This is a genomic window from Hyphomicrobium sp. DMF-1, assembly GCF_027886585.1.
GTDB classification, from domain to species: domain Bacteria; phylum Pseudomonadota; class Alphaproteobacteria; order Rhizobiales; family Hyphomicrobiaceae; genus Hyphomicrobium_C; species Hyphomicrobium_C zavarzinii.
Genome location: NZ_CP115706.1, coordinates 3,404,105 through 3,416,287, shown reverse-complemented (window position 1 = coordinate 3,416,287; position 12,183 = coordinate 3,404,105). Strand labels below are relative to the sequence as shown.

Sequence of the window (12,183 nt, the reverse complement as noted above, 5' to 3'; positions counted from 1 at the left end):
AGCCTAGCGTGACAGCAGCTTGCTCGCGGCGACGTCCGGGCTCACGCGCCCCGACAGCACGTCGTCGGCGAGGCCGTCTATCTCGCGGCCAACGTCCTCCTTCACGCGCCGCGCCACGATATCCGCAGCCGCCCGCGCGATCAGGTAGCGCGCACGCCGGCGGCGCCGCGCCATGGGGCCAGCCGCGCCGCCGCGCGAGCCGACCTCCTTCATGGTCTTCACCAGCTCCGGTACGCCGTCTCCGGTCGTCGCGGTCGTCTTGAGCACCGGGATGTGAGATCTCATCGAACGAATCGAAAGCGCACCGAGAAGCTGCTGCAGCGTGAGCTCCGCGCCCTCGCGGTCGCCCTTGTTGACGACGAGGATGTCCGCGATCTCGAGAAGGCCGGACTTCATGGCCTGGATGTCGTCGCCGAGACCCGGCGCAGAGATGACGACCCGAACGTCGGCCACTTCCGCAACGTCCATCTCGCTCTGGCCGGTGCCGACCGTCTCGAGCAGCACGAGATCGAAGCCCGCCGCATCGAGCGCATCGATCACGCGAACCGCTGCAGGAGAAAGACCGCCGAGGTAGCCGCGGCTCGCGAGCGACCGCACGAACACGCCGTCGTCGTCGAGCGCGGCCGTCATGCGAATACGGTCACCGAGAATCGCGCCGCCCGAGATCGGACTCGACGGATCGACCGCGATAACGCCGACAGTGCCGCCGAGCGAGCGCACGTGCGCGATCACGGCGTTGACCAGAGTGGACTTGCCCGCGCCGGGCGGCCCCGTGAAACCGACAACCAGCGCCTTGCCGAGGTAGGGCTGCAGCGCCTCGAGCAGCGGCGGCGCGCTAGCCGACAGTTTTTCGAGCTCCGTCACTGCGGCCGCAATGGCCCGGCGTTCGCCGGCGCGCAGGCGCTGAACGAGATCGGGAATCGCTTCGAGCTTCAGCGTCGAGCGGGGCGGCGGCGGGGCGGCGTTGTTCTGACTGTCCATGTGGCCGCTGATACGCACAAAAGTGCGCGCCCGCAATGGCCACGGCCGTCACATCCCCGGTTCGCCCGCCCATTGCCGGCGGGGAGCAGGACGCGCGCTGCGGAGGGTCATAGGCGGAAAGTCAGAACCACAGCCCGGGCCACCGGTAGCGGGGGCGCATATCGCCCGGACCGTAGCCCACCAGCGAGAACATCGGCTGCTCGACGATCACGAGCGGCGCATGCCCTCCGGACGCGGGCTGGGGCGCGCCCTCCAGGGCCAGAAGCCGCCGAATCCGGTCCTCCGTTTCGGGATGCGAACGCAGGAGCGAGGGATGCGGCACCCGCCGGGCCGGAACCGGGAACATCAGATCCTCCCAGAAATGCCCCGTATAGGTCTCGAGCCGCTTCAGCGCCGACGCGAGCGAGGCCGGATCGCCGGTCAGCTTGGCCGCCTGCGCATCGGCCTCGAATTCGCGGGCGCGGGAAAGGCCAAGCTGCAAGAGGCTGGAAAGGGCGGGCGCCAGATAGAGAAGCAGCACGGCCCACCACGAGATCATGTCCTCGCCGCGCAGGTAGGCAAACACATTGAACAGCGCGAGGCCGAGCGCGACGTAGCTCAGGAGCTGCAGAACGCGCGTGATGACGTCGGCGAGCCCCATCACCAGGAGGTCGTTGTTGCGGATGTGGGCCATCTCATGGGCTAGCACGCCCGCCGTTTCGGGAAGCGAAAGGCGTCTGAGAAGCCCTTCGGTGACAGCGATCGCCGAATGATCGCGGGATCCGGCCGCGAACGCGTTCAGCGTCATACTCGGAATGACGTACAACTCTGGGCGGCGCGGCAGGCCGGCCCGAAACGCCAGCACGTCCACGAGACTCGAAAGCTGGCTCTCGTCACGCGGCACGCGAGTCGCCTGATAGAGGCGCATCACCGCTTCGGGAGGCATCCGCGTCGCCAAAGGGCAGATGAGGGCGACGAGTAAGCCTGCGGCTAAAGCGCCCGCTGTGCCACAAAGCAGCACCGTCGGAATGGTTACGAGAACGATAAAGCCCAGAATGAGCAGTCCCGCCTGCCAGAGATTGGGCCGCGTCTGCCCGGCCAAGGCCGATGCGTCGAAGAAAGGAGGCATGAGCGCCCTCCGTGCCGATAAGACCCTATCGGAAATGGCGGGGCGCGCACCCCCGGCGGGCAAGGCCCGCAATTTTCCAGTTCTACGGGCAGAACCCGCAATTTTGCTGCGTTCACGAGGCGAGCCCCGCAGGATTCGTTAAGCGCCGCGGGCGAAACACCGATTTGGCTGTCCCCACAGCCCACCCGCGCGGGCGGATTTGGCGCGGAAAAAACGTCATTCCTATGATAAACGCCACGGGCCGGGGGCAATGTTTTCCGCAAAAATGCACATCACGCACGCGTCTGTGCGAAACCGATCATCACTTCTTGCAATCGCATCGCCACAAGGTGTTGACCCGGAATCCGCGTTTGTATATAGGAACGCCACTCTCACGGTTAGGTGGTAGGCCATCTCCGCGCATTGTTTGCGCTTCGCGCCTAAACGCTACCGTCCCAAAGCAGAGGACATTTTCGGACCACGATCGCCGGCAAGCCGAAAGGTAAGCTGGAGGATCCTCTGGTTTTTTCCGTGCCAGGCTTCCGGGGCTCCGGGGCTCGGCAGTTTTCGTTTGGCGCATGCGTTGTCATGGACGCGCAGCACGAGCGAGACGAAGAGGCAGCATTCGGTTGCCACACGCGGTTGGAGCCGAACGAGAAGCGGGGCGTTTTATGCCGACGATACAACAGCTGATCCGGAAACCCCGGAACCCGAAGGTCTACCGCGAGAAGTCGCGCCACATGGAGGCGTGCCCTCAGAAGCGTGGCGTCTGCACCCGCGTCTACACCACGACGCCGAAGAAGCCGAACTCGGCGCTTCGTAAGGTCGCCAAGATCCGCCTCACCAATGGCTTCGAGGTCATCGGTTACATCCCGGGTGAGGGTCATAACCTTCAGGAGCACTCTGTGGTCCTGATCCGCGGCGGCCGCGTCAAGGACTTGCCGGGTGTTCGCTATCACATTCTCCGCGGCGTGCTCGATACGCAGGGCGTCGCGAACCGCAAGCAGCGCCGTTCGAAGTACGGTGCGAAGCGTCCGAAGTAAGCGGACGCTTTGCAGAGTATCCCGGACGAGCCGCCTAGGACGCGGTGAGACGGGATCTCGGAGTTCTAGGTGGCTCGCCCGGGTGTGAGCCGGAAGAGATTAAGAGACAGGAAGACGTCATGTCCCGTCGCCACAGTGCAGAGAAGCGCGAAGTTAATCCGGACCCCAAGTATTCTGACTTGGTGATCACCAAGTTCATGAATGCGGTGATGTCTCACGGCAAGAAGTCGGTCGCCGAGCGCATCGTTTACGGTGCTCTGGAGCGCATGGAGCAAAAGGCGAAGTCTGATCCGATCGCCATGTTCCACCAGGCTCTCGACAACGTGATGCCGGCCGTCGAGGTCCGCTCGCGTCGCGTCGGCGGCGCCACCTACCAGGTTCCGGTCGAGGTTCGCTCCGAGCGCCGTCAGGCACTCGCGATCCGCTGGATCATCACGGCTGCGCGTGGCCGCAACGAGAACACGATGGTCGAGCGTCTGTCGGGCGAATTGCTCGATGCCGCCTCTAACCGCGGCACGGCCGTGAAGAAGCGTGAAGACACTCACAAGATGGCGGACGCCAACCGGGCGTTCTCCCACTACCGCTGGTAAACGAGCGCGGTTGCGCAAAGGAAACAATGCGCGGTTGCAGAATGTGCAGCCGAAGCGCGAAGGGAATGACAGATGGCCCGGCAATACGCCATTGAGGACTACCGCAATTTCGGCATCATGGCCCACATCGATGCTGGAAAGACGACGACGACCGAGCGGATCCTCTACTTCACCGGCAAGTCCTACAAGATCGGCGAGGTGCATGATGGCGCCGCGACGATGGACTTCATGGATCAGGAGGCTGAGCGCGGCATCACCATTACGTCCGCCGCTACGACCTGCTTCTGGACCGGCCGTGACGGCAAGAAGCGCCGCCTGAACATCATCGACACGCCTGGCCACGTCGACTTCACCATCGAGGTCGAGCGCTCGCTGCGCGTGCTCGACGGCGCCGTCTGCGTGCTCGACTCGAACCAGGGCGTCGAGCCTCAGACTGAGACCGTCTGGCGCCAGGGCGACAAGTACAACGTTCCGCGCATCATCTTCTCCAACAAGATGGACAAGACCGGCGCGGACTTCTTCATGTGTCTCGCCGACATCAAGGACAAGCTGGGCGCCCGCGCGGTTCCCCTGCAGATTCCGATTGGGTCCGAAGCCGACTTCAAGGGCGTCGTCGACCTCATCAAGATGAAGTCCGTCATCTGGGAAGGTGACGGCAAGGACGCCAAGATGGTCGAGGGTGAGATCCCTGCCGACCTCGCCGACAAGGCCGCTGAGTTCCGCGCCGCCATGATCGAAGCCGCCGTCGAGATGGACGATGCGGCCATGGAAGCCTACCTCGAGGGTAAGGAGCCGGACGAGGCTACGCTGCGCAAGCTCATCCGCAAGGCCACCGTCACGCGCGCTTTCTATCCGATGCTGTGCGGCTCGGCGTTCAAGAACAAGGGCGTCCAGACCCTTCTCGACGCCGTCGTCGACTTCCTGCCGAGCCCGCTCGATCGCGAGGCTTACAAGGGTATCGACCCGAAGACCGGCGAGGAGAGCCCGCGCAGGCCGTCCGACAGCGAGCCGCTCGCCATGATCGCTTTCAAGATCATGAGCTTCGAGCACGTAGGCTCGATCACGTTCTGCCGCATCTACTCGGGCAAGCTCGAGCAGGGCATGGCGCTTGCGAACACCTCGCGCGACAAGAAAGAGCGCGCGGGCCGCATGTATCTCATGCACGCCGCTGACCGCGAGGAAATCAAGGAAGCCTACGCGGGTGACATCGTCGCTCTGCAGGGCCTCAAGGACACGCGCACGGGCGAGACGCTCTGCGATCCGAACAAGCCCGTCATCCTCGAGAAGATGGAGTTCCCGGAGCCCGTCATCAATCTCAAGATCGAGCCGAAGACCAAGGCCGACCAGGAGAAGATGGCGATCGCTCTCAACACCATGGCTGTCGAGGATCCGTCCTTCCGCGTCTCCGTCGATCAGGAGAGCGGCGAGACCATCTTGAAGGGCATGGGCGAGCTTCATCTCGACATCAAGGTCGACATCCTGAAGCGCACCTATAACGTCGAGGCCAACGTCGGCCAGCCGCAGGTTGCCTATCGCGAGACGCTGGCTCGTCCCGCCGACATCGACTACACGCACAAGAAGCAGACGGGCGGCACGGGTCAGTTCGCTCGCGTCAAGCTCAAGCTGGAGCCCAACGAGACCGGCAAGGGCAACGTCTTCGAGAGCTCTATCGTCGGCGGCTCGGTGCCCCGCGAATATATTCCGGGCGTCGAGAAGGGCGTGAAGTCCGTCTGGGACAACGGCGTGCTGATCGGCTTCCCGCTCGTGGATATGAAGGTCACGCTGTACGACGGCGCCTTCCACGAGGTGGACTCTTCTGCGATCGCGTTCGAAATCGCGACCCGCGCGGCCATGAAGGAAGGTTGCGAGAAGGGTGGCGTCAAGATTCTCGAGCCGATCATGGACGTCGAGGTGGTGACGCCGGGCGATTTCGTCGGCTCGATCATCGGCGACATCAACTCTCGCCGCGGTCAGATCCGCACGCAGGAGATGCGCGGCAACGCAACGGTCATTCGTGCCTACGTGCCGCTTGCGAACATGTTCGGCTACGTCAGCCAGCTTCGGTCCATGTCCACGGGGCGCGCGTCCTACACGATGCAGTTCGCGCACTACTCGGACGTTCCGCGGAACGTGGCTGACGAAGTCAAGGCGAAATACGCCTGAGGCGGCGGCTCCTGATGGAGCCCTGACGAAGGCAGAGAGATCCGGTTTGACCCGGGCAAGATGAGAACGAGCTTAAGGAGAGCCTACGATGGCCAAAGCTAAATTCGAGCGTAACAAGCCGCACGTCAACGTCGGCACCATCGGTCACGTCGACCACGGCAAGACGACGCTCACGGCAGCGCTGACCAAGGTTTCGACCGACAAGGGCTGGTCGAACTCGTTTGTGTCGTACGACGACGTCGCCAAGGCATCGGCCGCACAGGGCCGCCGCGACGCTTCGAAGATCATCACGATCGCGACCTCGCACGTCGAGTACGCCACCGAGAACCGCCACTACGCACACGTCGACTGCCCCGGCCACGCCGACTTCGTGAAGAACATGATCACCGGCGCCGCGCAGATGGACGGCGCGATCCTGGTCGTGTCCGCTGTCGACGGCCCGATGCCGCAGACCCGCGAGCACATCCTTCTCGCCCGTCAGGTCGGCGTTCCCTACATCGTCGTCTTCCTCAACAAGTGCGACATCGTCGATGACCCCGAGCTCCTCGACCTCGTTGAGATGGAAGTTCGCGAGCTTCTCTCGAAGTACCAGTTCCCGGGCGACGACGTTCCCGTCATCCGCGGCGCTGCGATCAAGGCTCTCCTCGGCGAGAAGGGCGAGCTGGCTGACGAAGCCATCCTCAAGCTCTTCGACGCTCTCGACAACTACATCCCGCTCCCCGAGCGTCCGAAGGATCAGCCCTTCCTGATGCCGATCGAAGACGTGTTCTCGATCTCGGGCCGCGGCACCGTCGTCACCGGCCGTATCGAGCGCGGCCTCATCAAGGTCGGCGAGGAAATCGAGATCGTCGGTCTCACCGACACCAAGAAGTCGATCGTCACCGGCGTCGAGATGTTCCGCAAGCTGCTCGATCAGGGCGAGGCTGGCGACAACGTAGGCTGCCTCCTGCGCGGCATCGACAAGGACGCCGTCGAGCGTGGTCAGGTTCTGGCCAAGCCGGGCTCCGTTAAGCCGCACAAGAAGTTCAAGGCCGAGGCCTACATTCTCACGAAGGAAGAGGGTGGCCGTCACACGCCGTTCTTCTCCAACTACCGTCCCCAGTTCTACTTCCGCACGACCGACGTCACCGGCGTCGTGACGCTGCCGGAAGGAACCGAGATGGTCATGCCGGGCGATAACATCGCTGTGGATGTCGAGCTCGTCTCGCCGATCGCGATGGAAGAGAAGGTTCGCTTCGCTATCCGCGAAGGCGGCCGCACCGTCGGCGCCGGCGTCGTCACCAAGATCGTAGAGTAGCAGAAGACGAGAGGCGCTCGAGAGGGCGGCGGTATCGCCGGGCTGGAGCGCTTCTCTCATTTAGCGGGTTCGAACAATGAACGGCCAAAACATCCGCATCCGATTGAAAGCGTTCGACCATCGAATTCTCGATGCGTCGACGCGCGAGATCGTGAACACGGCGAAGCGGACCGGTGCGGAGGTACGGGGCCCGATCCCCTTGCCGACCCGTATTGAGCGCTTCACGGTCAACCGCTCTCCGCACATCGACAAGAAGAGTCGCGAGCAGTTCGAGATGCGCACGCACAAGCGCATGTTGGACATCGTCGATCCGACTCCGCAGACGGTCGATGCGCTGATGAAGCTCGACCTGGCCGCTGGCGTGGACGTGGAAATCAAGCTCTAGAGGATGCCGCGCTGACCGGGTCTCCCCCGGGTTGGCCGCGAATATAAAGGAAGGAATGCGAACAAATGCGTTCCGGAGTGATTGCACAGAAAGTCGGCATGACCCGCATCTTCACGGATGCGGGTGAGCATGTGCCTGTGACGGTCCTGAAGCTGGAGAAGCTGCAGGTCCTCTCTCAGCGCACGGCCGACAAGCATGGCTACACGGCCATTCAGGTTGGTGCCGGTACGAGGAAGCCCTCGCGGCTCACCAAGTCCGAGCGCGGCGATTTCGCCGTGGCGAACGTCGAGCCCAAGCGCAAGCTTGCCGAGTTCCGCGTGAGCCCGGACAACCTGATCGAGGTCGGTGCCGAGATCACCGCTGATCATTTCGTCCCCGGCCAGTTCGTGGACGTCACCGGCACGAGCCAGGGCAAGGGTTTCCAGGGCGCCATGAAGCGCTGGAACTTCGGCGGTCTGCGCGCAACGCACGGCGTGTCGGTTGTCCACCGCTCGCACGGCTCGACCGGTCAGCGTCAGGACCCCGGCAAGGTGTTCAAGGGCAAGAAGATGGCCGGTCATCTCGGCGACGAGCGCGTCACGACGCAGAACCTCGTCGTTGCGAAGATCGATGTCGAGCGCGGTCTGCTCATGATCCGCGGCGCCGTTCCCGGCTCCAAGGGTGGCTGGGTTGTCGTGCGCGATGCCGTGAAGAAGAAGGCTCACGCCGATGTGCCCAAGCCCGGCGCCTTCAAGCCGGCTAACAAGGAGAAGGCGTGATGAAAGCCAACGTCACCACGCTCGAGGCGAAGAAGGCCGGCGAGATCGAGCTCGCTGACGCCATTTACGGGCTCGAGCCGCGGAGCGACATTCTGCATCGCATCGTTCGCTACCAGCAGCTCAAGCGCATGGCTGGTACGCATCATGCCCAGGACCGTTCGGAAGTGTCGGTCACCGGCAAGAAGATGTACAAGCAGAAGGGAACCGGCGGCGCCCGTCACGGCGACAAGTCGGTCCCGCAGTGGCGCGGCGGCGGCAAGGCGTTCGGTCCGAAGCCCCGTAGCCATGCCATCGACCTGACCAAGAAGTTCCGGGCGCTCGCGCTCCGTCACGCACTGTCCGCCAAGGCCAAGGCCGGCGAGATCGTCGTGATCGACGAGGCGGCGTCGAAGGACGGCAAGACGGGCGCGCTGAAGAAGCAGTTCGCGACGCTGGGCTGGAAGAGCGCGCTCATCATCGATGGCGCGGCGCTCGATGATGCGTTCGCCCGCGCGGCGCGCAACATCCCGCACATCGACGTGCTGCCGATCGCCGGTATCAACGTCTACGACATTCTCCGTCGCGAGAAGCTCGTGCTGACGAAGGCCGCGGTCGAGGCGCTGGACGTGCGCTTCGCCGACGTGAAGGCCAAAGCCGCGGAGGCGAAGTGATGAACAAGCTCAAGGCATATGACGTCATCCTCTCTCCGGTGATCACCGAGAAGGCGACGCTTGTATCGGAGTCGAACCAGGTGATCTTCAAGGTCGCCTCGGGCGCTTCCAAGACCGACATCAAGGGGGCTGTCGAAAGCCTCTTCAATGTGAAGGTCAAGGCCGTGAATACTCTGGTGCGCAAGGGCAAGCGGCGGACGTTCCGCGGCATCCGCGCCCAGCTCAGCGATGTAAAGAAGGCTATCGTGACGCTCGAGGAAGGCCACTCGATCGACGTCACGACGGGCCTTTAAGGGAGCGCCGAACCCATGGCACTGAAGACATACCGTCCGACATCCCCGGGTCTGCGGCACCTCGTGCACGTTGATCGCAACCACCTCTGGAAGGGTGGTCCGGTCAAGATGCTGACCGAGGGCAAGCGCAAGACCGGCGGTCGCAACAGCGATGGCCGCATCACCACGCGCCACATCGGCGGCGGTCACAAGCAGTCGTATCGTCTGATCGACTTCCGTCGTCGCAAGCACGACGTCGTCGCGACGGTCGAGCGGCTCGAGTACGATCCGAACCGCACCGCCTTCATCGCGCTGATCAAGTATGCGGACGGCCACCTGTCCTACATCCTGGCGCCGCAGCGTCTGGCCGTGGGCGATCAGGTTGTCTCCGGCGCCAAGGTCGACGTGAAGCCCGGCAACGCCATGCCGCTGGCCGGCATGCCGATCGGCACCATCGTGCACAACGTCGAGCTGAAGCCCGGCGGCGGTGGCCAGCTCGCGCGCTCCGCAGGCGCTTTCGTGCAGCTCGTCGGCCGTGACTCCGGCTGGGCCGTTCTGAAGCTCAACTCCGGCGAGACCCGCAAGGTCCGCGCCGAGTGCATGGCTTCGGTTGGCGCCGTGTCGAACCCCGACCACACCAACGAGGTGACCGGCAAGGCTGGCCGCACGCGCTGGAAGGGCAACCGTCCGACCGTTCGCTCGATCGCCATGAACCCGATTGACCATCCCAACGGTGGCCGTACCAAGGGCGGTAAGCACTGGGCGACGCCGTGGGGCAAGCCGACCAAGGGCTTCAAGACCCGCAAGAACAAGCAGACCGACAAGTTCATCGTCAGAAGCCGCTCGAAGAGCAAGTAACCGGGGTGCTTCCGGAAAAGTGTGAAGCGGTTTTCCGGAAAGAAGCACGACCAGGAATTACTTAAGCATCGAGCAGGACGATCGAGGAGATACGAGAGTGACACGCGCAGTTTGGAAAGGCCCGTTCATCGACGGCTACATTCTCAAGAAGGCTGAGAAGGTGCGTTCGTCGGGCCGCAATGAGGTCATCAAGACCTGGAGCCGTCGCTCGACGATCCTGCCCCAGTTCGTTGGTCTCACGTTCGGTGTCTACAACGGTCAGAAGCACGTTCCGGTGAACGTCACCGAGGACATGATTGGGCACAAGCTCGGCGAGTTCTCGCCGACGCGCTCTTTCCATGGCCATGGCGGCGACAAGAAAGCAGCGGTGGGTAAGAAATAATGGGCAAGCCGAGCCGGGAAAGAAGCCTCTCCGATAAAGAGGCACGCGCGATCGCGAAGAACCTTCGCGTCTCGCCGCAGAAGCTGAACCTCGTCGCGGGCCTGATCCGTGGCAAGAAGGTCGACAAGGCGCTGGCCGACCTCGAGTTCTCGAGGAAGCGGATTGCCCAGGACGTGCGCAAGTGCGTGATGAGCGCCGTTGCGAACGCCGAGAACAACCATCAGCTCGACGTCAACTCGCTGGTGGTGGCCGAGGCTTACGTCGGCAAGAACCTGGTCATGAAGCGTTTTGCGGCCCGCGGCCGTGGACGCGGCTTCTCGATCATGAAGCCCTTCTCGCAGATCACCGTCGTGGTTCGCGAGACGGAAGCCGAGGCCGAGGCACCCAAGAAGAAGTCCAAGGACGCCAAGTCCAAGGCCGGCGCCACCAAGGCGAAGGCAGCCAAGACCGGCGGTAAGTCCAAGGCTGCTGCGGCTCAGAAGGAGGCCGAGTAATGGGTCACAAAGTCAATCCCGTCGGCCTGCGCGTCGGCATCAATCGGACCTGGGACAGCCGCTGGTTCGCCCGTCGTGGCGAGTACGGCAAGCTCCTTCATGAGGACCGCGCCATCCGCGCCCACATCATGAAGCAGCAGCGCACGGCCGGCATCTCCAAGGTCGTCATCGAGCGCCCGCACAAGAAGTGCCGCGTGACCGTTCACACGGCGCGTCCCGGCGTTCTCATCGGCAAGAAGGGCGCCGACATCGAGAAGCTGCGCACCGAGCTGTCGCGCTTCACCTCCTCCGAGGTTCACCTGAACCTCCTCGAGGTGCGTAAGCCCGACATCGACGCGACCCTGGTCGCCGAGAACATCGCCCAGCAGCTCGAGCGCCGCGTCGCGTTCCGCCGCGCCATGAAGCGCGCAGTGCAGACCGCGCTCCGCGCAGGTGCGGTCGGCATCCGTATCAACGTCGCCGGCCGTCTCGGCGGCGCCGAGATCGCGCGCACGGAGTGGTATCGCGAAGGCCGCGTGCCGCTGCACACGCTGCGCGCCGACATCGATTTTGGCTACGGCGTCGCTCAGACCGCTTATGGCGTGATCGGCATCAAGGTCTGGATCTTCAAGGGCGAGCTCATGGAGCACGACCCGATGGCCTCCGAGCGCCGTGCAACGGAAGGTGCTGGCGACGGCCAGAACGCCCGCCCCCGCCGCGACGATGGCGAGCGCCGCGAGCGTCGCGGCCCGCGCGGCCCGCGTGGCGGTGCCGACGCAGGCAAAGAAGGACAGGAGACGGCCTGATCAGGGCTGATGGAGCAGGACCATGCTGCAACCTAAGAAGACCAAGTTCCGCAAGCAGTTCAAGGGTCGTATCCACGGCACTGCGAAGGGCGGCACGACACTGAACTTCGGATCGCATGGCCTCAAGGCCGTCGAGCCCGAGCGCGTCACCGCGCGCCAGATCGAGGCAGCACGCCGTGCCATCACGCGCCACATGAAGCGCGCTGGCCGTGTGTGGATCCGCATCTTCCCGGATGTGCCGGTGACGAAGAAGCCCGCCGAAGTCCGCATGGGCTCGGGCAAGGGCGGCATCGAGCTGTGGGTCTCGCGCGTCAAGCCGGGCCGCATCATGTTCGAGCTGGACGGCGTTCCCGATCAGATCGCGCGCGAGGCACTTCTGCTCGGCGCGGCCAAGCTCGGCATCAAGACACGCATTGTGACGCGCATCGGCTAAGCCAG

General features: G+C 63.9%; 15 protein-coding genes. 13 read left to right on the top strand and 2 right to left on the bottom strand.

All coding sequences use genetic code 11. The annotated features are described in order from the left end of the window. Positions 1-3 precede the first annotated feature (3 nt). A complete protein-coding gene (gene meaB, locus PE058_RS15705; RefSeq protein WP_271028832.1) occupies positions 4-981 on the bottom strand; it encodes a methylmalonyl Co-A mutase-associated GTPase MeaB in 978 nt (325 codons plus the stop codon). Between the two features lie 121 nt (positions 982-1,102). Then, positions 1,103-2,089: a zinc metalloprotease HtpX gene (locus tag PE058_RS15700; protein ID WP_271028831.1), complete on the bottom strand. Its 987-nt coding sequence runs from the start codon at positions 2,087-2,089 to the stop codon at positions 1,103-1,105. Between the two features lie 650 nt (positions 2,090-2,739). Between PE058_RS15700 and rpsL the strand changes: the two genes are divergently transcribed. From rpsL to rplP, 13 genes are all read left to right on the top strand, one after another. Beyond that, on the top strand, positions 2,740-3,111 hold the full coding sequence (rpsL, locus tag PE058_RS15695) for a 30S ribosomal protein S12 (protein ID WP_020087374.1): 372 nt from the start codon (positions 2,740-2,742) through the stop codon (positions 3,109-3,111). A gap of 119 nt (positions 3,112-3,230) precedes the next feature. After that, on the top strand, positions 3,231-3,701 hold the full coding sequence (gene rpsG, locus PE058_RS15690; RefSeq protein WP_026868242.1) for a 30S ribosomal protein S7: 471 nt from the start codon (positions 3,231-3,233) through the stop codon (positions 3,699-3,701). Positions 3,702-3,773: 72 nt separating this feature from the next. Then, positions 3,774-5,864 (top strand): elongation factor G, encoded by a 2,091-nt coding sequence (gene fusA, locus PE058_RS15685; RefSeq protein ID WP_020087372.1) that lies wholly within the window; start codon positions 3,774-3,776, stop codon positions 5,862-5,864. Positions 5,865-5,952: 88 nt separating this feature from the next. Then, positions 5,953-7,161 (top strand): elongation factor Tu, encoded by a 1,209-nt coding sequence (gene tuf / locus PE058_RS15680; protein ID WP_020087371.1) that lies wholly within the window; start codon positions 5,953-5,955, stop codon positions 7,159-7,161. A 76-nt stretch (positions 7,162-7,237) separates the two neighbouring features. After that, positions 7,238-7,546, top strand: coding sequence for a 30S ribosomal protein S10 (rpsJ, locus tag PE058_RS15675; RefSeq protein WP_020087370.1), 309 nt, complete (start codon positions 7,238-7,240; stop codon positions 7,544-7,546). A gap of 65 nt (positions 7,547-7,611) precedes the next feature. Beyond that, positions 7,612-8,304 carry a 50S ribosomal protein L3 gene (gene rplC, locus PE058_RS15670; protein ID WP_020087369.1) on the top strand — a complete coding sequence of 231 codons (693 nt, stop codon included), beginning with the start codon at positions 7,612-7,614 and terminating at the stop codon, positions 8,302-8,304. Continuing rightward, positions 8,304-8,954 carry a 50S ribosomal protein L4 gene (gene rplD, locus PE058_RS15665; RefSeq protein WP_020087368.1) on the top strand — a complete coding sequence of 217 codons (651 nt, stop codon included), beginning with the start codon at positions 8,304-8,306 and terminating at the stop codon, positions 8,952-8,954. The genes rplC and rplD overlap by 1 nt, the downstream gene beginning before the upstream one ends. Beyond that, a complete protein-coding gene (locus tag PE058_RS15660; protein ID WP_020087367.1) occupies positions 8,954-9,247 on the top strand; it encodes a 50S ribosomal protein L23 in 294 nt (97 codons plus the stop codon). The genes rplD and PE058_RS15660 overlap by 1 nt, the downstream gene beginning before the upstream one ends. 15 nt (positions 9,248-9,262) lie before the next feature. Next, the gene (gene rplB / locus PE058_RS15655; RefSeq protein WP_020087366.1) at positions 9,263-10,084 is read left to right on the top strand and encodes a 50S ribosomal protein L2; all 822 of its coding nucleotides are present in this window, start codon (positions 9,263-9,265) and stop codon (positions 10,082-10,084) included. Positions 10,085-10,181: 97 nt separating this feature from the next. Next, positions 10,182-10,466 carry a 30S ribosomal protein S19 gene (rpsS, locus tag PE058_RS15650; RefSeq protein ID WP_020087365.1) on the top strand — a complete coding sequence of 95 codons (285 nt, stop codon included), beginning with the start codon at positions 10,182-10,184 and terminating at the stop codon, positions 10,464-10,466. Further along, positions 10,466-10,960 carry a 50S ribosomal protein L22 gene (gene rplV, locus PE058_RS15645; protein WP_020087364.1) on the top strand — a complete coding sequence of 165 codons (495 nt, stop codon included), beginning with the start codon at positions 10,466-10,468 and terminating at the stop codon, positions 10,958-10,960. Before rpsS ends, rplV begins: the two co-directional genes overlap by 1 nt. Continuing rightward, positions 10,960-11,745, top strand: a complete 786-nt coding sequence (rpsC, locus tag PE058_RS15640; RefSeq protein ID WP_020087363.1) for a 30S ribosomal protein S3 — start codon at positions 10,960-10,962, stop codon at positions 11,743-11,745. Before rplV ends, rpsC begins: the two co-directional genes overlap by 1 nt. 22 nt (positions 11,746-11,767) lie before the next feature. Continuing rightward, the gene (gene rplP, locus PE058_RS15635) at positions 11,768-12,178 is read left to right on the top strand and encodes a 50S ribosomal protein L16 (RefSeq protein WP_020087362.1); all 411 of its coding nucleotides are present in this window, start codon (positions 11,768-11,770) and stop codon (positions 12,176-12,178) included. The last annotated feature ends 5 nt before the right edge of the window (positions 12,179-12,183 follow it).